This is a genomic window from Nocardia sp. NPDC050793, from assembly GCF_040654065.1.
Lineage (GTDB): Bacteria > Actinomycetota > Actinomycetes > Mycobacteriales > Mycobacteriaceae > Nocardia.
Genome location: NZ_JBFAHG010000012.1, coordinates 33,583 through 56,376, shown reverse-complemented (window position 1 = coordinate 56,376; position 22,794 = coordinate 33,583). Strand labels below are relative to the sequence as shown.

At 68.6% G+C, this 22,794-nt stretch carries 24 protein-coding genes; 8 read left to right on the top strand and 16 right to left on the bottom strand.

From position 1 onward, the window contains the following. Window positions 1-31 precede the first annotated feature (31 nt). Window positions 32-1,450, top strand: a complete 1,419-nt coding sequence (locus AB0H50_RS30775; RefSeq protein ID WP_357459507.1) for an amidase — start codon at window positions 32-34, stop codon at window positions 1,448-1,450. Window positions 1,451-1,542: 92 nt separating this feature from the next. On the opposite strand, the gene AB0H50_RS30770 is transcribed toward AB0H50_RS30775, so the two are convergent. Genes AB0H50_RS30770 through AB0H50_RS30720 form a run of 11 tightly spaced genes read right to left on the bottom strand, consistent with a single transcriptional unit; the run spans window position 1,543 to window position 12,104 of the window. Next, a complete protein-coding gene (locus tag AB0H50_RS30770) occupies window positions 1,543-2,112 on the bottom strand; it encodes a GNAT family N-acetyltransferase (protein ID WP_357459504.1) in 570 nt (189 codons plus the stop codon). Continuing rightward, entirely contained in the window at window positions 2,109-3,080 is a 972-nt protein-coding gene (locus AB0H50_RS30765) for an ABC transporter substrate-binding protein (protein WP_357459502.1), read from the bottom strand. The genes AB0H50_RS30770 and AB0H50_RS30765 overlap by 4 nt, the downstream gene beginning before the upstream one ends. 26 nt (window positions 3,081-3,106) lie before the next feature. Next, window positions 3,107-4,162 (bottom strand): iron ABC transporter permease, encoded by a 1,056-nt coding sequence (locus tag AB0H50_RS30760; RefSeq protein ID WP_357459499.1) that lies wholly within the window; start codon window positions 4,160-4,162, stop codon window positions 3,107-3,109. After that, a complete protein-coding gene (locus AB0H50_RS30755; RefSeq protein ID WP_357459498.1) occupies window positions 4,159-4,947 on the bottom strand; it encodes an ABC transporter ATP-binding protein in 789 nt (262 codons plus the stop codon). The genes AB0H50_RS30760 and AB0H50_RS30755 overlap by 4 nt, the downstream gene beginning before the upstream one ends. Next, window positions 4,944-5,867, bottom strand: a complete 924-nt coding sequence (locus tag AB0H50_RS30750) for a hypothetical protein (RefSeq protein ID WP_357459495.1) — start codon at window positions 5,865-5,867, stop codon at window positions 4,944-4,946. Before AB0H50_RS30750 ends, AB0H50_RS30755 begins: the two co-directional genes overlap by 4 nt. Continuing rightward, the gene (locus AB0H50_RS30745) at window positions 5,864-6,697 is read right to left on the bottom strand and encodes a class I SAM-dependent methyltransferase (protein ID WP_357459492.1); all 834 of its coding nucleotides are present in this window, start codon (window positions 6,695-6,697) and stop codon (window positions 5,864-5,866) included. The genes AB0H50_RS30750 and AB0H50_RS30745 overlap by 4 nt, the downstream gene beginning before the upstream one ends. After that, a complete protein-coding gene (locus AB0H50_RS30740) occupies window positions 6,694-7,989 on the bottom strand; it encodes an MFS transporter (RefSeq protein WP_357459490.1) in 1,296 nt (431 codons plus the stop codon). The genes AB0H50_RS30745 and AB0H50_RS30740 overlap by 4 nt, the downstream gene beginning before the upstream one ends. After that, a complete protein-coding gene (locus AB0H50_RS30735) occupies window positions 7,986-9,026 on the bottom strand; it encodes an enolase C-terminal domain-like protein (protein WP_357459487.1) in 1,041 nt (346 codons plus the stop codon). The genes AB0H50_RS30740 and AB0H50_RS30735 overlap by 4 nt, the downstream gene beginning before the upstream one ends. Continuing rightward, window positions 9,023-10,063, bottom strand: coding sequence for a PLP-dependent cysteine synthase family protein (locus AB0H50_RS30730; protein WP_357459484.1), 1,041 nt, complete (start codon window positions 10,061-10,063; stop codon window positions 9,023-9,025). The genes AB0H50_RS30735 and AB0H50_RS30730 overlap by 4 nt, the downstream gene beginning before the upstream one ends. Beyond that, the gene (locus AB0H50_RS30725) at window positions 10,060-10,896 is read right to left on the bottom strand and encodes a hypothetical protein (RefSeq protein WP_357459482.1); all 837 of its coding nucleotides are present in this window, start codon (window positions 10,894-10,896) and stop codon (window positions 10,060-10,062) included. The genes AB0H50_RS30730 and AB0H50_RS30725 overlap by 4 nt, the downstream gene beginning before the upstream one ends. Then, window positions 10,893-12,104 (bottom strand): ATP-grasp domain-containing protein, encoded by a 1,212-nt coding sequence (locus AB0H50_RS30720; RefSeq protein WP_357459479.1) that lies wholly within the window; start codon window positions 12,102-12,104, stop codon window positions 10,893-10,895. Before AB0H50_RS30720 ends, AB0H50_RS30725 begins: the two co-directional genes overlap by 4 nt. 226 nt (window positions 12,105-12,330) lie before the next feature. On the opposite strand from AB0H50_RS30720, the gene AB0H50_RS30715 reads away from it, so the two are divergent. Then, window positions 12,331-13,020, top strand: a complete 690-nt coding sequence (locus AB0H50_RS30715; protein ID WP_357459476.1) for a hypothetical protein — start codon at window positions 12,331-12,333, stop codon at window positions 13,018-13,020. A gap of 238 nt (window positions 13,021-13,258) precedes the next feature. Here the strand turns inward: AB0H50_RS30715 and AB0H50_RS30710 are convergent, their stop codons facing one another. Further along, window positions 13,259-13,756, bottom strand: a complete 498-nt coding sequence (locus AB0H50_RS30710; RefSeq protein WP_357459474.1) for a nitroreductase family deazaflavin-dependent oxidoreductase — start codon at window positions 13,754-13,756, stop codon at window positions 13,259-13,261. A 160-nt stretch (window positions 13,757-13,916) separates the two neighbouring features. On the opposite strand from AB0H50_RS30710, the gene AB0H50_RS30705 reads away from it, so the two are divergent. Then, the gene (locus tag AB0H50_RS30705; protein WP_357459471.1) at window positions 13,917-14,528 is read left to right on the top strand and encodes a TetR/AcrR family transcriptional regulator; all 612 of its coding nucleotides are present in this window, start codon (window positions 13,917-13,919) and stop codon (window positions 14,526-14,528) included. Between the two features lie 263 nt (window positions 14,529-14,791). On the opposite strand, the gene AB0H50_RS30700 is transcribed toward AB0H50_RS30705, so the two are convergent. Further along, on the bottom strand, window positions 14,792-15,742 hold the full coding sequence (locus AB0H50_RS30700) for a LysR substrate-binding domain-containing protein (RefSeq protein WP_357459468.1): 951 nt from the start codon (window positions 15,740-15,742) through the stop codon (window positions 14,792-14,794). A gap of 119 nt (window positions 15,743-15,861) precedes the next feature. Then, complete coding sequence (locus tag AB0H50_RS30695; RefSeq protein WP_357459865.1) at window positions 15,862-17,292, bottom strand: cellulase family glycosylhydrolase; 1,431 nt, start codon at window positions 17,290-17,292, stop codon at window positions 15,862-15,864. 309 nt (window positions 17,293-17,601) lie between these two features. On the opposite strand from AB0H50_RS30695, the gene AB0H50_RS30690 reads away from it, so the two are divergent. From AB0H50_RS30690 to AB0H50_RS30675, 4 genes are all read left to right on the top strand, one after another. Next, window positions 17,602-18,315, top strand: a complete 714-nt coding sequence (locus AB0H50_RS30690; RefSeq protein ID WP_357459466.1) for a hypothetical protein — start codon at window positions 17,602-17,604, stop codon at window positions 18,313-18,315. Window positions 18,316-18,477: 162 nt separating this feature from the next. Continuing rightward, entirely contained in the window at window positions 18,478-19,437 is a 960-nt protein-coding gene (locus tag AB0H50_RS30685) for an alpha/beta hydrolase family protein (protein WP_357459862.1), read from the top strand. A 33-nt stretch (window positions 19,438-19,470) separates the two neighbouring features. After that, entirely contained in the window at window positions 19,471-19,773 is a 303-nt protein-coding gene (locus AB0H50_RS30680) for a transposase (RefSeq protein WP_357459464.1), read from the top strand. Between the two features lie 35 nt (window positions 19,774-19,808). Next, on the top strand, window positions 19,809-21,281 hold the full coding sequence (locus tag AB0H50_RS30675) for a cellulase family glycosylhydrolase (RefSeq protein ID WP_357459462.1): 1,473 nt from the start codon (window positions 19,809-19,811) through the stop codon (window positions 21,279-21,281). Between the two features lie 67 nt (window positions 21,282-21,348). Here AB0H50_RS30675 and AB0H50_RS30670 read toward each other — a convergent pair whose 3' ends face one another. Continuing rightward, window positions 21,349-21,627, bottom strand: coding sequence for a hypothetical protein (locus AB0H50_RS30670; protein ID WP_357459459.1), 279 nt, complete (start codon window positions 21,625-21,627; stop codon window positions 21,349-21,351). Window positions 21,628-21,660: 33 nt separating this feature from the next. On the opposite strand from AB0H50_RS30670, the gene AB0H50_RS30665 reads away from it, so the two are divergent. After that, entirely contained in the window at window positions 21,661-21,888 is a 228-nt protein-coding gene (locus AB0H50_RS30665) for a hypothetical protein (protein ID WP_357459456.1), read from the top strand. A gap of 40 nt (window positions 21,889-21,928) precedes the next feature. Here the strand turns inward: AB0H50_RS30665 and AB0H50_RS30660 are convergent, their stop codons facing one another. Beyond that, a complete protein-coding gene (locus AB0H50_RS30660; protein ID WP_357459453.1) occupies window positions 21,929-22,696 on the bottom strand; it encodes an SDR family oxidoreductase in 768 nt (255 codons plus the stop codon). Window positions 22,697-22,794 lie beyond the last annotated feature (98 nt).

The window sequence follows — 22,794 nt, the reverse complement described above, 5'->3', positions numbered from 1 at the left end:
CGTACCTCGCGATCGAGACAAGGAATCACGGATGGAAACAACGGAACTCGGATTGACCGACCTCGCGCGGGCGATCGCCGACCGACAGGTCGACGCGGTCACGGCGGTCACCGCGGCACTGGATCGCATGGACGCCGCTCAGCCCGGCCTCAACGCCTTCCGCCTGATCCGCCGGGAACGCGCTCTGGTCGAGGCGGCCGAGGCGGACAGGCGCATCGCCGCAGGTGAGCGGCTGCCGCTGCTGGGGGTACCGGTCGCGATCAAGGACGACACCGATATCGCCGGGGAGCCGACCGCGTTCGGCTGCGGCGGCGATTTCCCGCCCGCCGCGGCCGACGCCGAGGCGGTGCGGCGACTGCGGGCGGCGGGCGCGATCCTCGTCGGCAAGACGAATACCTGTGAACTGGGCCAGTATCCGTTCACCAGCGGGGACGCCTTCGGGCACACGCGCAATCCGTGGAGTGCCGAACACACGCCGGGCGGATCCTCCGGCGGAAGCGCCGCGGCCGTGGCCGCCGGGCTGGTGCCCGCGGCACTGGGCTCCGACGGCGCCGGCTCGATCCGGATCCCGTCGGCCTGGACGCATCTGGTGGGCATCAAACCACAGCGCGGGCGGGTGTCGACCTGGCCCGAACCGGAGGCTTTCCACGGATTGACCGTGAACGGTCCGCTGGCCCGCACGGTGGCCGACGCCGCGTTGCTGCTCGACGTGTGCGCCGGTAACCATCCGGGAGAGCTGCATAGTCCACCGGCGATCCGCGCCGTGGACGCGGTGCGGCGCGACCCCGGCCGACTACGTGTCGCCGTAGCGTCGCGCGCACCGTTCACCGGCATTCCGACCCGACTCGATCCCCAGGTCCACGCCGGGGTGCAGCGCATCGCCGCCCAGTTGCGCGCGCTGGGCCACAGCGTGGCGGAGGTCGAGCTGCCCTACAACGCACTGTTCACCGCGTCCTTCCTGCCGCGGTCGGTGGCCGGGGTGGCGGCCTGGTACGACCGCATGCCCGGCTCGGTGCGGGTGGACAAGCGCACCATGACCAATGTCCGCACCGGGCGAGCGCTGTCGGGTCTGCCGCTGGCCGCCGCACGTCGCCTGGAACCGCTGCTGCACAAGCGGATCGGTGCGATGTACCGTGATTTCGATCTGGTGCTCGCACCCACCACCGCGACACCGCCACCACCGGTCCACGCACCGGACAATCTGGGCAGTTTCGCCACCGACCGCTTCATCGCCAGTTGCTGCCCTTACGCGTGGACCTGGAACGTCCTCGGCTGGCCGAGCGTCAACGTGCCCGCAGGATTCACCGATTCGGGCCTGCCGGTCGGTGCGCAACTGCTGGGGACGGCCGACTCGGAGCCGCTGCTGATTTCGACCGCCGCGCAACTGGAATCAGAGCTGCGCTGGGACCTGCTGCGTCCGGATCCATGGTGGCTGCGCGACTGCCCCTGAGCGGCTGACGGATTTCCGACGATCGCGGGAGTGCACTTCGAGTACAATCCCGCAATCTGCGAAAACCTCTGCATTGCAGAGGTTTTCGGTCGCTACCGCATGGCGTGCTCGCGTTCCCCGGTACGGGCGTGCCGGGGCAGCGGGATGTCGAAATGCACCGTCTGGAACCCCTCGTCGGGGGTGCGCGCGTCGTGGACCAGGCGGGCGCAGCTGCGCCAGAACTCCAGCGCGCCCGGTGTGCGCGCATCGGTGTGCAGGTACAGGTCGTCGAATTCCATTGTGGCGTCGACGTATTCGACCGCCATCGCCACGAGTCGGCGGGCCAGTCCGCGGCGCTGGTGTTCGGGCCGGACGTAGACCCGGAACAGCTGGGCGGTGCGCGGATCGGGATAGCGCTCGGTCAGCCACCGCGGGTGCGGTGGGTGGCGCGGTCCCTGGGCGCGCACCGCCGTGGTGGCCACGATGCGCCCGGCATGTTCGGCGACCCAGAGCCGGTTGAGCGGGTGACGCAGGTAGGCCGACTCCGGGTCGATGACGTCGTGGTGGTGTTCGGGCAGGTAACCGATACCGAAGACGTGGTAGAAGGTGTCGAGCATGACGCTGCGCGCGCCGGCGACATCGGCCGGGTCGGCCACGCGCAGCCGGTAACCGTCCGCGCTCACCGCAGACCGCCAAGGGCTCGATCGAGGACCTCGAGACCCTCTACCGCGACCGGGCCAGGTCCGGTGTAGCCGAAGGGCACCGCGATGATGCGGTTGTCCCGTACCGCGCGCAGCCCGGCGAATTCCGGGCGCGCCTTCAGTGCGGCGGTAGCCGACTCGGGGGTTTGGGTGCCCTGGGTGAGCAGGATGATCACCTCGGGGTCGCGCTGGATCAGCGTCTCGGTGTTGGCGTCGAAGTTGCGCTTGGCCACGTCACCGAAGATGTTGTCCAGGCCGAGCATCCGCATCTGGGTGGCCACGGTGCTGGTGCTGCCGTAGGCGCTGACCTTGGCCCCGTCACGGGAGATGATCAGCGCGGCGGCGGGTTTCGCCGTCGCGCCCGCCGGGTGCCGCGCCGCCACGGCGGCCACGCGGCCGCGCAATTCGGCCGCGGAAGCGGTGGCGGTGGCTCCGGTGCCGAACAGAGTGCCGTAGAGCTCGATGTCGGCGAACACGTCGTCGAAGGTGCCCGCGGCGTCACGGCAGTAGCCGCGGGTCACCAGCAACGGGATGTTCACCTTCGCCAGATCCTCGGGCGTGGCGGCCGCGCCCTCGAAGCTCACCACCAGGTCCGGGGACCGGTTGATGATCTCCTCGCGTGCGAGTTCGCCGGTAGGCGCGACGATCTCGATATCCTTCAGCGACTCGGCGTACTGGCCGGGGAACGGCGCGGTCTCGAAGGTGCGGGTGACGATGCGGTCCGCGGCGCCGGCAGCGGCGATGAGCGGTGCGGCCACCGAGCCGATGGTGACGACTCGCCGCGGCGGCGCGGTGAAGGTGACGTCGCGGCCGCAGCTCGAGATCGTCAGAGGGAAGCCGTCGGCGGCAGGTGTGGTGGCGGGGGCCGGTCCGCCGCAGCCGGTGACGACGGCGGCTGCAAGCAGGGCGGCCGGGAGCGCGGCGCGGCGGCGCAGGAGACGGGTGGACACAGGTGTTCCTTTCGAACGGGGTGAAATCAAGTGGAGGACTGGCGGAATCGCCGGATCAGCACCAGCAGCAACGGAGCGCCGACCACGGCGGTGACGATGCCCAGCGGCAGCTCGCGCGGCGCGAACGCGGTGCGGGCCACGACGTCGGCGGTCACCAGGAACAGCGCGCCCAGCAGCGCCGAGACCGGCAGCAGTTGCCGGTGTGTGGCGCCGACGCACAGCCGGGCCACATGCGGCACGATCAGCCCGACGAATCCGATCGCCCCGGCGACCGCCACCACCGCGCCGACGGCGAGCGCGACGACGCCGAGCGCGAGCATGCGCAACCGGACCGGGGACATGCCCAGCGCCCGCGCGGTGTCGTCACCGGCGGCGAGCACGTCGAGGCGAGGAGCGAGCAACATCAGCGTGGCGAGAGTGGCCAAGGTGACCGTGGTCGTCGTGGCCACGCTCGGCCACGCGGCCGAGCCGAGTGAGCCGAGCAGCCAGAACAACACCGTGCGTGCGCCCTCCTGGTTGTCGGAGGCGAAGATCAGGAAGCTGGTGGCCGCAGAGAACAGGTAGCCGATGGTGACGCCGCCGAGCAGCAACCGCAGCGAGGTCATCGCGCCGTTGATGCGCGCGACCGCGAAAAGCAGCGCCGTGGCGGCCAACGCACCGGCGAAGGCGCTGGCAGCCAGCGCGCCCGCGGCGACCGAGACACCGAACAGCAGGGAGACGGCGGCGCCGGTGGAGGCGCCGGAGGTGACGCCGAGGATGTGCGGATCGGCCAGCACATTGCGCACGAGCGTCTGCAGGGCCGCACCGCTGAGCGCCAGTGCGGCGCCGACGAGCGCGCCGAGCAGAACCCGGGGCACGCGCACGAGCCAGACGATGGAGTCCTGCGCGGGCGTCCACTCCCCCGCGGCGGGCAACCCGACGGTGTGATGGCCCACGATCCGCGCGACTGTCGCCGGCGGCACCGACACCGGGCCCAGGCCGGTCGCCAGGATCAATACGAGCAGCAGTAGAGCGGTGAGGCCGCCGACCCACAGCAGGGTGTGCCTGCGGTGGCGGTCGTGGCCGAGATCATCGATGCTCATCGCACCACCGCCTTCTCCTCGGTGCCGACGCGCGGACCGAACAGCAGTTGCGGCGCGCCGAACGCGTCGGCCCGCTGCACGGCGACGCCATAGACGGGTTCGAGGATCTCGGGGATGAGTACCTCGTCCACCGTGCCCGCCGCGCGGACTCGTCCGTGGTGCAGCAGGATCAGGCGATCGCAGTAGCGAGCGGCCAGATTCAGATCGTGCAGCACCACGATCGTCGTGGTGCCAGGAAGCGCCCGGACCAGGCCGAGGAGTTCGTGCTGGTAACCGATGTCGAGGTGGTTGGTGGGTTCGTCGAGCAGCAGGTGGTCGGCCTGCTGGGCCAGGGCGCGTGCGATGAGCACCCGCTGGCGCTCACCGCCGGACAGCTGCGCGAACGGCCGCGCGGCCAAGTGCCGGGCGCCGACGCGTTCCAGCGCGGCCGCCGCGGTGATCCGGTCGGCACGCGAAATGCCCTGCACCGCACTGGCCCACGGCGCCCGGCCGAGCAGGACCGATTCGGTGACGGTCATGGGCGTATCCGACGGGGACTCCTGGGTGACCACCGCGATGCGTTCTGCCAGCGCCCGGCCGCGCAGTGCGGTGACAGAGGTGTCGTCGATGGTGATCACCCCGGCGGTCGGCCGCAGCGCGCGGTAGATCAGCCGCAGCAACGTGGACTTGCCCGACCCGTTGGGGCCGATGAGCCCGACGGTGTCACCGGGCTCGGCGAGGAGCCCGACGCCGTCGAGTACGACCGTCCCGCCGTAGGCGAAACCGATGTCTTGCACGGTGATCACGGCGCCACCGCCGTGGACAGCGCCGGATCGGCGCCGTCGGGCGGGCCGGGCCGCCACGAGCGATGGACATCGACCGATACCGCGAACTGTGCACAGATCTGTTGTGCCGCAACTATTTTCGCCGCTACTTGCGGGTCGCGTTCGTCGAGCATGATGCCGGTGGTGGTTCCGCTGTGGGCGACGACCACGCCGAGGGCGCCGATGCGATCGGCGGCGGCGATGGTGTCTTCCAGGTGTGGGCGCTCGCGCAGGGGCGTACTGAGGCGGGCGCTGCGGGTGGCGACCGCGCCGATGGTGGCGGCGTCGCCGTGGCTGATGGCGTCGGTGAGCGTGGCCAGCAGGGAGCTGTATTCGCGCGCGACGACGGGTGGCACGGTCGGCCGGTGCCGGTCGAAGGCGACGGTGTCGACACAGCCGCCCTCGTCACCGGTGACGACGGTCAGCGGCGGTAGCGCGCCGAGTGCGGCCAGCAGGCGGACCTCGCGATGGTAGTAGGCCACCGCCCCCGGATACATGACGCCGTCAGAAGGTTCGATGCCGCGCAAAACAGCCTCGATCTCGGTGGCCGCCAGCGTCCTGTCCTCCGCGTCGGCGACGGCGCGTGCGGTCGCGACCAAGTCGGCGGTGGAGCTGGCCAGGCCTTTGCCCTCGGGCAAGTCGCCGAGCACGGTGAGCACGCCGCCGTGCAGCGCCGTGGATCCGGCGAGCACGGCGGCCGCCACGGCACGCGACTTGGTCTTGTGGGCGGGCACGACGGTCACGTCGTCGCGGCACGGGTCGGGTTCGAACACGGCCACCGAACCGCGAGTGATCGGCAGGGTGACCAGGAAATCGCGCCCGTTCTCGGCGGTGACACCCTGCAGGAGTTCGCCGCAGCTGCCGAAGGCGGAGCCGACGCCGACGCGGATCGGGGCGCTCATCGCGCCTCCGCGCCGCTGGTCCGGCGAGCGACCACGTGCAATCGGTCGCCGTCGAGCCGGTCGCCGAGTGTTCCATCACCGGGCCACGCGGGTGTGGTCAGCGGTCCCGGCCGGTCGAACAGAGCCAGCACCTCGAATCCGGCACTACCGAGCAGGTGACGCAGTTCCTGCGGGAAAAGCAGCCGCCAAGCGGTGTGCTGGGCGACAGGCTCCACGCAGCCCGGCCAGGTCCACACCCGTTCTCGGCGCAGCAGCTGGGCGGGCAGGTCGACGGTGAGTCGGGTGCGCGAGGTGTAGGTCAGCCCCTCCCATTCGATGTGCCGCTGTGGTCGGTCGGCGAGGAGTTCGCGGCGGCCTCGGTCGGTCAGCAGGAAGGCGCCGTTGCGCATCTCGAGCACGAGCAGGCCGCCCGGCCGCAGGCAGGCGGCGAAACGGTGCAGGGCGGTGAGCACGTCGGCGGTGTCGTGCAGGTGCAGCAGGGTGCTGCCCAGGCAGGTGAGGATGTCCACCGGGGCCGGGGTGTCGAGGGTGCGCAGGTCGCCGACCTCGAATTCGACGGCCGGGCAACGGGTCCGGGCGTAGTGGACCATCTGTTCGGACACGTCGACGCCGCGCACCCGATAGCCGAGTTCGGCCAGGCGGGCGGCGTCGCGGCCGGTGCCCGAGCCCGCGTCGAGCAGGCTGAGCTGCGGGCCTGTGCCGAAGCGGTCCACGAGGTCGGCGACGAAACGTGCGTTGGCCTCACCCGTGCCGGGAAAGGTGCGCTCGTAGAGGGCGGGATTGTCGGTTAGCAGGTTCTCGCTGAAGAGGACCGGGCCTGCGGGGGTCATCGGTTGCCTTTCGCGGGGCGCAGCGGCTGCGCTGGGGAAGTCGATCCTTCGAGGCCGGGCAGTATCCGCGCGCGGTGCAGGGCCAGCACCGCGGCGGCCGAGCCGAATCCGAGCGCGGCGCACACCAGGGCGGGCGGCCACCCCAGCGGTCCGCCGCCGCGGTCGGCGACCGCACCGACCAACGCGCCGACGGCCGGTGTGAGCAGGCCCGAAGCCAAATAGAAGGCGCCGTAATAGGTTCCGGTGAGCGCGGGACCGGAGAAGCGGGGGATGGCTTCGTTGACGAACGGCTGCGCCACCGTCACCCCTAGTGCCAGCACCACCGCGCCGAGCAGGACGGGGGCGATGCGGACGGCGACATCGGTGAGGCCCGTCCCGCCGGGAAGGTCGGCCGCTGCCGCCAGGGGCACCGGCAAGAATGCCGCGCCCAGCAAAGCCATTCCGGCTGCCATCATCGGGCCGCGATCGCTGCGGCGGCCCAGCACGCGAGTCGCCGGGACCTGCAAGACGACCACTGCGACGGTCTCCACGACGAACAGGGCAGCGACCGCGGCCGGACCTGCCGCGGGCCCGGCCAGGTCGCGTGCCTGCAGCGTGAAGAGCAAGTACAGCTGGCTCTGCAGCGCGAACAATCCGGCCAGCGCCAGCGAGAACGCCCAGAACCGGCGGTCGGTGAACACGATGGCGAAGTCCGCGCGCAAGGTCGTGCCACTCGGCGGTACGGACCGATTCGGCAGGAGCAGCAGCTGCGCCACGGTGAGTCCGGCGAACACCGCTGCCGCCGTCAGCGCGGTGATCCGGAAACCCACTCCCACCAGCACGGTCCCGATCATCGGACCGAGCGCGCATCCGACGTTGCCGAACACGTTGAACCATGCGAAGGCCTGCGCCGCACGATCCTCACTGTCACGGGCGATGTAGGCCCGCACGGCGGGGTTGAACAGCGCGCCCGCGAATCCGGTGAGCACCGACCCGGCCAGCACCACCGGCAGCGACCCGCCGATCGCGAACAGCAGGAAACCGACCGCGCGGATCCCCGCGCCCACGATGATCACCCCTCGCGCGCCGAGCCGGTCCGCAGCCGATCCACCGACCAGGAACAAGCCCTGCTGGCTGAGATTACGTACGCCCAGGACGACGCCGACGGCTGTCACCGACAGCGCCAGATCCGTGCGCAGGTAGTCGGCCAGGAACGGCACCAGCATGAAGAACCCGATATTGCCCAGGCACTGATTGGCCAGCAGTAACCGCACCGACCGCGGGAGACTCCGCAGGTCGGTGAAGACGCTCACCGGGCCGCTACCACGGTGGTGACGCCAAGACCAGACCCGGCCGGTGTGCTCAGGACGCCGTCGGCGGCACCGAGGCCGGTCCACGGGTCCTCGGCCAGCAGCAGGTGCCCGTCGAGGTCGACCCAGCGGGCGGCGCCGAGCAGATGCACCGCAGGGGCGATGCCGAGCGAGCTGGCGGCCTGACAGCCGAGCATCACGTCCATGCCGCGGTCGCGGGCGTGGCCGATCATGGCGAGCGCGGCATCGAGCCCGCCGCATTCGGCGAGTTTGATGTTGATGCCGCCGATCTCGTCCGGTAACCGGTCCAGGTCAGCGACGGCGCCGGCGTCCTCGTCGGCGATCACCGGCATCGGCGCGCCGGCGGCGACCTCGGCCAGCCACGGCAGCCGGCCAGCGGGCACCGGCTGCTCGACGGCGGCGATATCGAGCTCGGCCAGTGTCCGCAGCACCGTCACCGCGGTCGCGGCATCCCAGGCTCCGTTGGGGTCGAGCAGCAGGGTTGCCGAGGGGGCGACGACACGCACCGCGCGGACCCGGGCGATGTCGTCGGCCGGGTCGGGCGCGCCGAGTTTGATCTTCACTACGGAGAACCCGGCGGCGGTCAGTTCGGCGGCGCGGTCACCGGCCTCGGCGACGCTGGTCAGGCCGATCGTGCAGGCGGTCGGCACCCGATCACGGTGCGGCAGGCCGAGATAGGTGGCGACGGAGACGCCGGCGCGGCGGGCCAGCAGGTCGTGCACCGCGCTGTCGACGGCGCTGACCACCGGCAGCGGGAAGGCGGCGCGCAGGTCGGGCAGGCTCGCGCGGAGTTGCTCGGGCGCGCCGCACGCCTCGACAAGGATGGCCAGTGCGGTGAGTGCGGTGGTGATGCGGGTGGTGTCCAATCCCAGCCGGGGGCTGGTCACCACTTCGCCCCAGCCCTCGTCCTCGCCGTCGATCAGGCGCACCCACACCGCGTCGCGTGCGGACATGCTCGCGCGGGAGATGCGAAGGGGGCGGGCCAGTTCCAGCCGGGTGGTCTGCCAAGTGATCCTCATGCGCCGACCTGCTCGCGACGAGGGTCACGCACCACCGCGCACCGGGCCCAGCCGTGGACCTCGGCGGCATCCGGCGCGGCGAGGTCGTCTGGTTCGGTGGCCGGTATCGCGGTGAGGCCGTGCCGGTGGCACCAGTCGTCGTCGTAGATCGACCGCAGGTAGCGGTGCGGTCCGTCCGGGAACACGGTGAGGACGCGGGAATCGGGTTCGCGCCGGGCCAGCCAGTCCGCGACCAGGGCGGCGGCCCCGGTGCTCCAGCCGCCGGCGACGCCGATCCGTGCGGCGAGCTCGCGGCAGGAGGCCACCGCCTCGGCCGCGCCGACCCAGTGCACTTCGTCGAAGTCGTCGTAAGCGACATTGCGCGGCAGGATGCTGCTGCCGAGTCCGCGCATCAGGCGCGGCCGGTCGGGTTGGCCGAAGATCCGCGACCCGGCCGCGTCCACGCCGACGACCCGCAGATCCGACCAGCGGGTGCGCAGCACCTTGGCCAGGCCCGCGCAGTGCCCGCCCGACCCGATCGCGGCGACCAGGACATCGACGCGGTCGACCTGGTCGAGTATTTCCTGACCCATCGCCGTGTAACCGGCCGCGTTGTCGGGGTTGTCGTACTGGTCGGGCCAGTAGGCGCCCGGTGTCGCGGCTACCAGGGCGGCGAGCCGGTCCAGCCGGGCCTGCTGCCAGCCGCCGGCGGGGTGTGGTTCGGTGACGATGTCGAGCCCGACGCCGAAAGCGGTGAACAGGGCACGCATCTCCGGCTCGAGACCGGCGTCGACCACGAGGGTCACCGGGTGGCCGAGCGCTTTGCCCGCCAGGGCCAAACCCAGTCCCAGTGTGCCGCTGGTGGATTCGATCACCGGCGCACCGGGTGCGAGCTCGCCGCGGGCGCGGGCGGCGGTCAGCATGGAGACCGCGGCGCGCGCTTTCATTCCCGCGATACTCGCCGCCTCCAGCTTGGCCAGGTAATGGGTGGCACCGGCAGGGACGGGGATCACGGGAGTGCCGCCGACCAGTGCCAGCAGCTCCGGTTGGGGCTTCACGCGTCCACCCCGCTGCGGTAGTGGAACAGGGTGCTCGGGCCGCCGTCGAGGGAGAAGAATGGATACGGTTCGGCCGACACCGCGTGCACGCCGGCGCCGAGGAACCACGGCAGCACCGCGCTGCCGGTCTGGGCGTAGGCGACGAGCGGGAGCGAGCGGTCACGAGCCTCGGCCGCCAGGGCGTCGAAGGAACCGTTGCCCAGGGTCATGCCGGTCACCAGCATGGCGTCGTAGTCGCGGGCGACTCCGTCGAGGTCGCGGTGCACCGGCTCGCCCCACTCGGTGGTGCCGCCGGCGAAATCACAGGGCAAATAGGATATTCCGCGCTCACGCAGCGCGGCCAGCAGCGAGCCGACCACGCCGACGACCAGCACGCGGCGGGTGTGCTCAGGGAGCAGCGCTACCACTGCCCGCGCTCGCTGCCGGGATTTCGTCAGGCTGTCGCCGGGCTCGATCGTCACCGGACGAGCGGTCGCGCCGGCGGCCGCCGGATGCGGGTGCAGGTGCAGCAGGTAGGTGTCCAGGGCGGCGATGCGCACCGGGAGCAGCGGGTGCCGCAGGAGATCGGCCACGCAGACGCCGACACACTCGTCGAGCAGGTCGTCGTTGTCGGCGGCGGGTTCGACACTGCACGAGCCGACCGCGGCGCCGGTGCGGAGACCGAGCACGGCGTTGCGGTAGCCGCTGCGGCTGCCCCGGTGGCGGGTGCCGTATCGGGTGAGGAAGGCGTTGGAGATCGTGAGAGTCGCCGGGTCGGGGCCGAGGCGTCCGTCCGTGGCCCGGGTCAGAAGTTCGGCGACCGAGTGCGCGGCGGTGATCTGGACGGGGCTCATCGAGCGACCTCGACGGACAGGATGTCGATCAGCGATTGTGCGAGATGGCCTGCGGTGCCGCAGGATTCGACGGCGACCATGACGTGCCCGAGGTAGTTGTTGTTGTTCGTAGCGGCCTGCACGGTCGCGCCGGGCTCGGCGAGGGTGTGCTCGACGATCCGCGGATCCCGCGGCCAGTCCTCGGCACCCGAGATCGCGGTCAGGGCGCCCGCCTCCCGGGGCACCACGAACGCGATGGCGGCGCTACCGACTCCGGTGGGTCGGACCGTCAGATCGGGCGTCAGCCCCGCGGCGACCTGCGCGTGGACAGCGGCCAGATCGATGCCGGTGACCCGGCGGACGAGTTCGGTGATGCGGTTGCCGGCCGGGCGCGGGTTCACCTCGATCAGGCGCGGACCGTCCGCGGTGAGCATGATCTCGATGTGGGCGACGGTGTCGTCGAGGCCCAGCGCGGTGATCGCGGCGCGGGCCGTGCCGGTGAGGGCGTCGCGCTCGGCCGGGGAAAGCGCGGCGGGGAACATGTGACCCGCCTCGATGAACGCGGGGGCGCCGGTGAGGCGTTTGTCGGTGACGCCGACCACGACGGTGACGCCGCGGGCCGTCACGGTCTCCACACTGAATTCCGGCCCCTGGAGACACTCTTCGATCAGGACCTGTGGTGATCGCTCCTGGCCGCGGGCGTTGCGGGAGAATGCGCCGAGTCTGCCGAGCGCCTCGCGCAGCTGGGCCTCGTCGTCGACGCGGGTGACGAACATGCCGCCGCACAGGTCGACCGGTTTGACCACGACCGGGTAGCCCCCGATTCCCTGCGCCGCCTCGACGGCCTCCTCGGCACCCGTCACCACCGCGAATGCCGGGCCCGGCACACCCGCGGCCCGGCACAGTTCCCGGGTACGGTGCTTTTGGCATGCCGCGGCCACCGCGTCGCGGCCAGGGCCGGGCAGACCGAGGTCGGCGGCGATGGCCGCCACGGTGGGCAGGTAGTAGTCGCACGAGGACAGCACCCCGTCGAAGCCCAGCACCTCGTGCAGGCGCCGCACGTAGGGCAGCAGCGTGTCCTCGTCGTTGGTTTCGGCGGTGAGGACGTTGGCCGCGCCGAGCAGCGGGTGCATACCCGACTTCCCGCGCAGGTAGTGCCCCAGATCGCGGGTCAGGAAGCTGAACGTGTGCCCACCGTCCCCGATTCCGGCCGGCAGCAGTGTGCTCATCGATCCGACCCAGCTCTCCACCATCAACAGGTGTCCCAACAGAAGCCTCCAAACATCGAGCAGGCGATAATGATAACCATTATCTTTAGCTGCGCAACCCGCCCGCGGCGCGACGCCATTGCGACACAGCGGGTTTCATGGGCCGACTTGCACTAATGATAATCATTGTCAATAGTAGGACCGCCGACGCACCGCTCGGCGACGTTCGACAACGAGGAACATCTCCATGCTGATGAGGACCCTGGCCCTGCCCGCGCTGACACTCGCCGCGCTGACCACCGCCACCGCCACCGCGCACGCCACCCCGGAAACGCCGGTGTCCTTCACCGCGCACGCCACCGACACCGCCTCGATCGTCGAGATCGATTCCGGCGCACTCTCGGTCGAGGAGGGGGCGCTGAAGGTGAAGTCGCCGAACGGGACCGTGATCGCCGCGACGCCACTGACCTTCACCATCGACGACTTCCAGTTCCCGATCCGCGCCGATATCGACGGCCGCACCGCCACCCTCACCCCGCAACTGTCCATGGACGAGGCCGTCTACAAGCCGGTCGCGCTGCCCTTCGAGGACAAGGCGCCGTGGAAGAACGAATACGAACGGGAACAGGCAGCCTGGTCCCGCATGACCAGCACCATCAGCATGGGTGCCACCATCGGCACCCTCGTCGGCGGCCTCACCGGCGCCGCCGCGGGTTGCGTTCTGGGCGGCATCGCCGGCGCCACCGTCGCCTCCGCCACCATCATCGGCCTCTTCGGCTCGTTCATCCCCGCCGCCGCCGTCGGCTGCCTGGGCGGCATCATCGCCGTCGGCGCCCTCGGTACGCTCGCCGGCCAGATCCTGGTCACCGCCCCGGTCGCCGCGGGCGCGGCGATCCAGTACTTCACCACGATCAACTCGCCGTTTCCGGCGAAGTGAGTTCCTCCGGGTGGCCCGTCATACGATGGGCCACCCGGCCGGATGGCCGTGTCGGCCAATCGGCGGTAGATCGGGGGTCAGCAGCATCTCATCGATGACCAGATGGTCACTGCCGTGGGTGAATTCGGCGGCCGCTGCGCACGCGGAAGGCAGTATGCGCCGTCCGGCGTGGCCGTAGCGGATGACCACGATCGGGTAATCCGCGGGAAGACCGGAGTGATCGCCGAGAGCGGTCGGGTCAGTCGTGTTCTTTGCGGGGTTGGAGGATGACGACAGGGATTTCCCGCTCGGCCCATGCCTGGTATGTATCGAAGTCGGCATAGGCGTCGATGAGCTTCGGCCACAGGCAGGCGCGTTGCTGTGGGTCGGCGGTGACTGCGCATACGGCAGCGCGGTTCCGGCCGATCTGAATGTGGGTGTCGGGGTTGGCTCGCAGGTTGTGGTACCACTGCGGATGTTTGGGGAGCCCGCCCTGGGAGGCGACAACGACAATGTCGGCGCCGTCGGTGATGTAGAGCAACGGCGTGGTGTAGACAGCCCCGGTTTTCCGGCCGCGGTGCTCGAGCAGCAGGGTCGGTACCGGTTTGCGGAATCCGGCGCCGACGCGCCACTTTCCACCGATGCGCCCACCCGAACGTTTGTAGACCCAAACCTGGATTCTGCCTGTGTATTTGAAGATCTTCGGCAGTACGGGCGAGTCGAGCTGTTTGGGTCGAGGTGGCGGCGTAGCGGTCATTGTCTTTCCTTCGATCGAGACGAACCAGCGACGACCATACATCTATTATCATGTGTATGGTCAAGCTTTGTGGGCCGCTCGATCATCACGGCGTGTGCGCCGCCCGCGACGGCCCGGTAATCTCGACCGCGATCGCCGCGGGTGAAGGAGTGAGAATCCGGTGCGCACGCATGGATGGTCCGGCGCGACACCCGCGGACGATGATGAAGCCGTCGAACGTATCCTGACCGCAGCACGACACGCGATCGACCGATCCGGCAGCGAGTTCAGCGTCGCGGAGGTCGCGCGTGACCTCGGGGTGACACGTCAGACCGTGTACCGCTATTTCCCCAGCGCCGACGCCCTGTTGACCGCGACCGCCGTCGCTCAGACCGCTCACTTCCTCGACGTCCTTGCCGAGCATTTGAACGACATTCGCGACCCCGCCACCGCGGTCGTGGAAGGTATCGCCTACACCCTCGAACGCCTGCCGCACGAGAAATACCTCAACCTGCTGCTCGGCCCAGGCCGCGCCGGAGCCTTCACCGCGGGCGTAACCTCCGACACCGCACTGGCATTCGGCCGATCGCTGCTACAACGCTTCTCCGTCGACTGGGCCGCAGCCGGAATCTCCGGCCCCCAGCTGGACCAGCTCGTCGAACACATGCTGCGAATCGTCCAGTCGTTCGTCATCGACCCCGGCCGCCCACCGCGCCGCGGCGAAGATCTACGCGCCTACCTGACCACCTGGGTCGCCCCGGCGCTCACCGGAACCGATCTCCCACCGGTCTAGATGTACTGCTCGGCACAACCGTCACCGATCATGGGGGCGGGTGGGCGAGCCTGCACTGTCGTCGCGATCCTGCGGAACCCACGCGACTCCGGCTGAGCGATCTTCGGCCGCCTGCTCGACCGGACCACTCACGGCCACGCCGTTTGCCAGCCTGCTCGCGGCGCAAAACTCCGGAGCGGCGAACCACGACTCGATCGCAGGCGTCGGCAGGGCAGATGACCGCCCTGAGCCACTGTCACGTACCGACCTGCCCCGGCCGTCGATCACAGGTGCGGAGGTACCGTGCAGTCCGCGAAGTCGGGTTTCTGCAGCTGTGCGATCAGTTCCGGGTGGGCGTCGCGGGTGGTTCGCGCGACGCCCACGAAGGAGCGGACCAGCGCCGATTCCTGCGCGACGCGCCAGCCGACCGCGACCTCGTTGGGCGGGAGGTCGACCACCGGCACCATGCGCACGCCGGGGAACGGAATCCAGCGGGCGCACGCCACGCTGAGTACGACGCCTACACCGGTCGCGACCTTGTGCAGTTCCTCCAGTAGCGAGTTCGACCGGGACACCACGGGGGCGGGGCGACCGTCGCGGTGGTCGGCCAACTCCCAGAAGGCATTCCACACCGGATCGGTGGTCTTGGCGCCGAGAATCGGTTCGTCGAGCAGTTCGCGTGCTTGCACCGCGGTGCGGTTCGCCAACCGGTGACCGGCGGGCAGCAACACTATCAACGGCTCGGCGAACAACAACTCGAATCGGACGCCGTCATCGAGGAACGGGCGCCGCGTGAATGCCACGTCGACCGATCCGGTCGTCAGACCGGCGGACGGATCCTCATAGGTGAAATGCCGCAATTCCACGGATATCCCGGGATGGCGCTTGCGGAACGCGTCCAGAATCGGCTCGGTCAAGGTCAGCGCGGCGCCCTCCAGCGCGCCCAATACCAGGCGATCCTGTTCGCCGCGGTGCACCGACCGTGCGCGGTCGACCGCCGCGTCCAAGCTGGTCAGCGCGCCTCGCAGATCCTGGAGGAACACCGTGCCAGCGGCGGTCAGCTCGACGAGGCGGGTGGTGCGCGAGAACAGCACCACGTTCATCGTGTGTTCGAGCTGTTTGATCTGGGTGCTCAGGCCCTGTTGCGAGACGTGGAGTCGCTGGGCCGCGCGGGTGAAGCTCAACTCCTCCGCTACCGCGATGAAGTACTGCAATTGGCGGGTGTGCACTTCCATGGCGCGCAGTCTAGGTCGCAGATCACTCTGAATGGATGGCTTTTCGGAATTCATTGCCAAATAGTCAGCAATCATTCAGCATCCCGATCTTCCTGAGGTGGACCGCGCGGCGAGGCACGTCAGGACTGCTCGATCGAGTAGGAGCCGGTTGTGGTCCCAGTCAGCCGCCAGCCACCGTCGACCTGAGTCAACGTGAGGTCCGAGACGTTGGCGGACCGCAGATTCGGGCGCACGGCACCGGGATACCAGGCCTCCAGGTGTCCGGAACCATTGCCGGTGAAACCGTTCGCGGTGATCGATGTCAGCGTGCCGGGGACGGCGCGCGGGTAGGCGCGAGCCAGCGGCCGGGCGAATCCGGCGGCTTGGCCCAGCTCGGTGCCCGAGGGGCAATCGATGCGGTTCAGGTTGCCCTGCGGCTTGCCCGTGTTGCCGTCGCGGACGGCGTGCGGGTCGCCACACGCCTGCGTCCACGCCCACCACGCGCCGCCGACCCGGGTGGCGTTCATCTGGTCGACGAATCGGTCGACCTTCGCGGCGTCGGTGGCCGGATCGCCGAACCAGCCCCACTCGCCGGTCCACAGTGGCGCGCCGTACTTGGCGGCGGCGGTGAGGGCGAGCTGAAAGCCCAGCTCGATCGACGGGAAGGTATTGCTGACATTGATGGATTCGCTGTAAAGGTGGGGTGAGAACACCGCCAGCGGATCGTTGATGTACTTCGCGGGCGGCGTGGCATCGATGCCGAACGCCGACCAGATCGCGCTGGGCTCGAAGATCACCAGGCGCGCGGGACCGCCGCGCTCGGCCTGCCGGATGGCGGCGATGGCACGCCGATAGAACCGCCCCAGCTGGTCGGCTGCCGAAAACGGATCGCGCAGACCAGGATTCGGCTCATTGAGTAGGTCATAACCCGCGATGGCGGGCTCGTCCCGGAATTCGGCGACCAGCCGCGCCCAGGTGTCGATGAGATGAGTCTGGATGCCCTGGGTGTCGTCGTAGAAATGCTGGAAGGCGCGGGCGACGGCGGGCGCGGTCTCCCGGACCCCGCCGAAGTTACAGGTGGTCCAGCCGTCGGTGATGGTCGCCCAGCCGGGTGCGCCGTCCCAGCCCACACCGGGGGTCATGAGTGCCGGGCAGCGCTCGCCCTTCGGCGTGCCGACGGACTTGCCCCACGCGTCCTGATGCATATCCAGCACGGTGTAGATGCCGTAGGCCTTGGCGTCGTCGACGGCGTCGCGGATGCGGGCCACATAGTCCCGGTCGAATGCGCCCGGCGTGGGTTCGAGTGCGGACCAGGCGATATTGAGCCGTACCACGTTGAAGCCGAGCGCGGCCATCTCCGCGAAATCGGTGCGGTCCAGCGGAGCGACGACCGGCAGTGCGGGATCGTTCTGGGCATAGTCGTTGAGCTGGTTGACATTCACTCCGCGCAGCACCACCGTCCGCCCGGTGACGTCGGTGATCGCGCCATCGGAGACGGTGAGCGCGGGCAGTGTCCAGGCGGCCGGTTCGTCGGCGTTCGCGAGCGGCGCCTGGTTGGCCGCAAGTCCCATGAACAACAGCGCCGCCGCAGCCGGTGCGGAGAATCGGCCTCGCAATCGCATGTCTTCCTCTCGAGGATCGAGGTCCTGAGTCCAACGAGACTCAGAGTCGTGCACGGAAAAGCTAGCGGCGCGGTGAGCCCGAGCGGAAACAGTAGTTCCGGCGCGATTGACAAACGGGTGTTGTCAATGGCCCGGAAATCTGGATTTAAGTTCTGCTCCCTTGTGCTCTAGCGTTTCTCGGAGTGAGCGTTCCGCTCAACTTCGATAAATGCTCGCTTGCAAACGATTCTGCATTCTCCGGAATCGTTGGGAGGAATCATGCGTAAAATCTCGAGATTGGCCGCCGGAATTTCGGCGACCGCATTGGTCGTATCGGGTGCGGGCATCGCGCTCGGCTCCGCGACCGCCACCGCGGAGCCGGCCACCCAGCCCTGCGTCCAGTCCAAGCACGTGGACTACAACCCTGGCATCAGCAGCGTCTGGATCACCCACACCTACGACAAGAGCGTCGACGTCAAAGACGCGGCCCCGGGCACGTTGGTCACCTACAAGCTGGTGGTCGGCACCACCAGCATCGGCAACCCGTACGTGAACGGGATCGTCGACTTCCCGCCGCTGGGCTTCGGCAAGCCGGTCAAGGCCGAGGTCACCGCCTACCACTTCGGGCAGGGGCAGCAGACCAACGAGGTGACCGTTGAGCCGAGCGGTGAGGGCTGGGGAGTCAACAGCACCGGATGGTTCGTCAACTCCGGCAACACGGTCACCGCCGAATTCACCTACAAGGTGCCCGACAGCATCAAGGCCGGGCAGCTCGTCGTCAGTCGCGGCATGCAGGTCCACGGCACCGTCGGCGTCGGCTCCGAGCAGCACGGCATGACCGTGTGCTTCGCCGGCCGCAACGCGAATCCCGGCGAGGCGCTACTGGGCAGCCTCGACGACGGGGGCCTCGGTTCCTCCCAGAACGGGCTCAGCTCCACCGGTTCGGTCACCGACATCATCACCGACGTGATCAAGAACCTGATCGGCAGCTGAGGCCGCCGGGCCGTGGCCGGCAGCGCGGCAGGCCACGGCCCGGAGACCCGACTCGTCCGCGGCGGCGTCGTACCGCGCGCCGAACCATCCTTCGAGGAGCCAGCCTTGTCGTCGAGGCGAATTCATCCGGCGAACATCGCCTCTTTCATCATCGCAGCAACGCTGCTGTCGGTCTCCCTGGTCGGCCTGAACACGTCGCTGGCCGAGCCCGCGGCCGCCGCCCACCTGGAGCGCGTCGAAAGTCCCGGACAGCGTCAGCAGACCTTCTACGTGTACTCGGAAGCGATGCGGCAGACAATCCCCGTGCGGGTGCTCCGGTCGGCCGGCACCGACGTGCCGAGTCCCACGCTGTATCTGCTCAATGGCGCCGGCGGCGGCGAGGATGCCGCCAATTGGTACAACCAGACCGATATCGTGGAATTCTTCGCGAACAAGAATGTGAATATCGTGACGCCCGCCGAGGGCGCGTTCTCCTATTACACCGATTGGCTGCGCGACGATCCGGTGCTGGGCCGCAACCGCTGGACGACATTCCTGACCCGGGAATTGCCGCCGATCATCGATGCCGCACTGCACACCTCGCGCGTCAATGCCATTGCGGGTGTATCCATGTCGGCCACCTCGGCGCTCAATCTGGCCGCCGCCGAACCCGCGTTGTACAGCGCCGTCGCCGCCTACAGCGGCTGCGCCTCCACGTCCGATCCGGCCGGTCGCGCCTACATCGAGCTGGTGCTGGCTCGCGGAGGCGGGAATCCGGAGAACATGTGGGGCGCCGCCGACAATCCCGCCTGGCGCGAGAACGATGCGATCGTCAACGCGGATCGACTGCGCGGCAAGGCGATCTACATCTCCAGCGGCACCGGTCTCCCCGGCGAGGCCGAGGCTCTCACGCCCGCTCTGACGCCCGCGCAGATCAATGCGAAGACAAATCAGGTGGTGCTCGGCGGCATGATCGAAGCGGCCACCAACGAGTGCACCCACCGATTCGCCGAACGCCTCGGCGCATTGGGGATTCCCGCCCAGGTCGTATTCCGCCCCAGTGGAACCCATACCTGGCGGTACTGGCAGGACGACCTGCACAAGTCCTGGCCGCTGCTCGCCGCCGCCCTGGGCGCCGAGTAGCGGCGGGCCGGAAAGATCTGAAGGAGTTCAACGGTGGTAGCACCGAAGAAGTATTCCGACGCACTTCGAGCCGAGGCGGTGCGCCGATATCAGGCCTCCGATCCCAAGCCGACCTTCCGAAATCTGGCCGAGCAACTGGGCGTGCACCCGGAAGCCCTGCGGCTGTGGGTTCGCCGCGCCGAATTCGGGACCTGCATCGTCGACAGTCCCTCCCGAGCCATGGCCAGGGAGAACAAGCTGCTTCGCCAACGGGTACAGCGACTGGAGCGGATGATCGAGATATTGCGTTCTATGAGAACGATTTCCAACTCGGCATACGGAAGGATCCGGAATTGAGATTCACGGCGGTAAGACGCATGCCGGGAAGACGCATGCGGTGGCTGAACCGATCGCTGGCCGCAGCGGTGGCGGCGCTCGGATGCATCGCTATGGCGCCGGTGCCGCCTGCGGTGGCCGCGGCGGGTATTGCCGCCCTGCATGCGGACGGCCCGCGGTTCGTCGACGACTATGGACGAGTCGTGGTGCTGCACGGGGTCAACAATGTGGACAAGCATGCGCCCTATATCGAACCCGGTGACGGACTCACAGTGACCGCGCACGACGCGGAGTTGCTGTCGCGGCACGGCTTCAACACCGTCCGGCTCGGAATCAGTTTCGACGCGTTGATGCCGACCGAGGGCGTTGTCGACACCGGGTATCTGGATCGCGTCGCCGAAGTCGTGGATACCTTGGCGCAGTATGGGATTCATACCGTCCTGGACAATCATCAGGACGGGCTCTCGAAGATCTGGGGCGGCAACGGTTTTCCGGAATGGGCGATCCGCGCCCGGCCCGGGGCGGACGAACCCAACCCCGGCTTCCCCCTGTTCTACCTCATGCCGAGCATGAATCGGGGCTGGGATGAGGTGTGGGACAACACCTACGGCGTACTCGACCACCTGGGAGCGGCGCTGGGCGCGCTCGCGGCAAGGATGTCCGGGCACCCGGGTGCGCTGGGCATCGAACTGCTCAACGAGCCGTGGCCGGGTTCGGCATTCCTGTCCTGTTTCCCGAACGGTTGCGCGGGCTTCGACCGGAAGTACCAGGCGGCCATGCAGCAGCTGACCGACGCGGTGCGCGCGCACAACGACCGGCTCATGGTGCTGTGGGAACCCAATGTGACCTGGAACGAGACCATGCCCACGAATCTCGGTAAGAATCCGCCCATCACCACACCAGGCGTCGTCTTCGCGCCGCACGACTATTGCATCCCGAGCCAGCTCGCCATCTACAACGGGTTGCCCGAATTCCTGCGCGGATTGTGCCCGTTGCAACACGACAAGACCTGGGACAATATCGATTCCTTCACCCGCAGGACCGGTCTACCGACAATGGTCACCGAATTCGGCGACGGCGATCCGGCGGTGCTGCGCAATACTCTCGTCAAGGCGGACGAGCGGTTCACGAGTTGGCACTACTGGCACTACTCCTCGACCTTCCGCACGAGCGGGCCGGCGCACGATCCGTTCCTCGGCGCTGTCGGGCAGCAGTTGGTGCGAACGTATCCGCAGGCCACGGCGGGCACGCCGGGCCGGATGGTCTTCGATGCGGACAATGGCGACTTCGCCTACCGGTACACACCGCGCACAGCGAGCAAACCGACCGAGATCTATGTGTCCGATGTGCACTACCCGAACGGATACCAGGTGCGAGTCGACGGCGGCACAGTGACATCACCCGCCGGAGCACGAGTAGTCAGCGTGGAGGCGAATGGTTCGACGCCGGTGACCGTCTACATCAACCGGCCCGGTTCGCAAGGCGCGACGGTGCCCGACGGCTCGATCGGGACAGGCTCGGCTTCCTGAAAGAACCGAAGAAAACCCCCGGATGGTGAATGACCATCCGGGGGTAGCGCAGTTTTGGGGCAGCTTATTACTGGCCGCCGGACGAACCGCTGAACAGCATCTCGATAAGCTTCGGAAGCATACCCACGATCATGTCGGCCACAGAACCCATGTTCTTCTCCTTGATTGTTTTCCAGCGCAAGCTTTCGCTCACGCTGGAAAACGTTATGGCACAACAGAAAAGAAGAGAAATCAAGAATCCTGGATGATTGACAACCGCGAATTGTCTATCCACGGCTGAAACGTCACTGACGCCGACGATTGGCGCGGCGCCCACTGGCGTCGATTGATCGATGCGGCGGGGCACACGGGTAGGGCCCCGCAGGTCGGCACCTGGTCGATGCTGCAAGCCATCCACGGTGACGCCAGCCGCTCGCTGCGCGCCGCCGCCGACTGGGATCCCGGTGCGCACAAGCTGACCTGTCCCGACGATCAGCGTTCGATCGGTATCAGCGCCCGCGGACAGGGCGGACTGTGCACCGATGCGACCCAGGGCGACCCGGGCGGCGTCGGTGTCCTGGGTGACCGCGTCGATCGGCGCCGACCCGGCCTCGTGAGAACCCGCTGATCACAAGCCGTTTCGCGACACTCGTTGCCTTTCGCGCCGGTTACCACGGCACAGGGCCGTCCTCGCTGAAAAGCCCGCCGGTCGGCCCATCGGCGTCGAGCGTGGCCATGCGCACCAAGACCGCGGCGCCCTGTGCGGGCGTCAGGAACCCGCTGTGGTTGTTGATATCGGTGTCGACATAGCCGGGGCAGGCGGCGTTGACAAGGATGCCGTCTTTGCGTAGTTCGTTCGCGTACTGCACGGTCAGCGCGGTCAGCGCGGACTTGGACGGCGTGTAGGCCGCCGATGCCGGCAGCTTCGCCAATGGACCGTCGGGGTCGCTGGCGATCGTCAGCGATGCGGCGTGGGAGCTGACGTTGACGATGCGCGGCGCAGGCGAGCGCCGGAGCAGGGGCAGCACGGCGTTGGTCACCGCGATCACTCCGAAGACGTTGGTTTCGAATACCGCCCGGACCATATTCAGATCGACGGTGCTGGGGAGCTGATCATGGGAGTCTTCGGGCGATACCTGACCGGAGCCGGTAATGCCGGCATTGTTGATCAACACGTCGAGGTGACCGTAGTGCTCCTCGATGTGCTTCGCCGCGGACTCGATGGTCGTGGGATCGGTGACGTCAAGAGTGACCGCGTGCGCGTCATAGCCTTCGGCGCGCAGCGTGGCGGCGGCTTCTTCTCCTTGCCGCTGATCTCTGGCACCGATCAGAACCGTCGTACCGAGCGCGGCGAGTTGCTCGGCAGCCGCGCGGCCGATGCCCTTGTTCGCTCCGATGATCAGCGCGACGTGTTGGCTGCTGGTGGAACTGTTCATTACCTCGTCCTCGAGTGTTGGTTGTTCTTGCGGAGGTCTTGGGGCGTCGGCCCCGGAGCGTGATCTCGTGCTGCATGCGCGAGAGCGATGTAGCTCTC

Bases quoted from the DNA above. Each gene is read 5' to 3' on its own strand.
- AB0H50_RS30750 (WP_357459495.1), bottom strand. From the start codon at position 5,867: ATGAGCGCCCCGATCCGCGTCGGCGTCGGCTCCGCCTTCGGCAGCTGC.
- AB0H50_RS30695 (WP_357459865.1), bottom strand. From the start codon at position 17,292: ATGGGACTTGCGGCCAACCAGGCGCCGCTCGCGAACGCCGACGAACCG.
- AB0H50_RS30745 (WP_357459492.1), bottom strand. From the start codon at position 6,697: ATGACCCCCGCAGGCCCGGTCCTCTTCAGCGAGAACCTGCTAACCGAC.
- AB0H50_RS30700 (WP_357459468.1), bottom strand. From the start codon at position 15,742: ATGGAAGTGCACACCCGCCAATTGCAGTACTTCATCGCGGTAGCGGAG.
- AB0H50_RS30710 (WP_357459474.1), bottom strand. From the start codon at position 13,756: ATGACCGCTACGCCGCCACCTCGACCCAAACAGCTCGACTCGCCCGTA.
- AB0H50_RS30760 (WP_357459499.1), bottom strand. From the start codon at position 4,162: ATGAGCATCGATGATCTCGGCCACGACCGCCACCGCAGGCACACCCTG.
- AB0H50_RS30665 (WP_357459456.1), top strand. From the start codon at position 21,661: ATGCTGCAAGCCATCCACGGTGACGCCAGCCGCTCGCTGCGCGCCGCC.
- AB0H50_RS30690 (WP_357459466.1), top strand. From the start codon at position 17,602: ATGCGTAAAATCTCGAGATTGGCCGCCGGAATTTCGGCGACCGCATTG.
- AB0H50_RS30725 (WP_357459482.1), bottom strand. From the start codon at position 10,896: ATGAGCCCCGTCCAGATCACCGCCGCGCACTCGGTCGCCGAACTTCTG.
- AB0H50_RS30720 (WP_357459479.1), bottom strand. From the start codon at position 12,104: ATGAGCACACTGCTGCCGGCCGGAATCGGGGACGGTGGGCACACGTTC.
- AB0H50_RS30775 (WP_357459507.1), top strand. From the start codon at position 32: ATGGAAACAACGGAACTCGGATTGACCGACCTCGCGCGGGCGATCGCC.
- AB0H50_RS30735 (WP_357459487.1), bottom strand. From the start codon at position 9,026: ATGAGGATCACTTGGCAGACCACCCGGCTGGAACTGGCCCGCCCCCTT.
- AB0H50_RS30715 (WP_357459476.1), top strand. From the start codon at position 12,331: ATGCTGATGAGGACCCTGGCCCTGCCCGCGCTGACACTCGCCGCGCTG.
- AB0H50_RS30675 (WP_357459462.1), top strand. From the start codon at position 19,809: ATGCGGTGGCTGAACCGATCGCTGGCCGCAGCGGTGGCGGCGCTCGGA.
- AB0H50_RS30660 (WP_357459453.1), bottom strand. From the start codon at position 22,696: ATGAACAGTTCCACCAGCAGCCAACACGTCGCGCTGATCATCGGAGCG.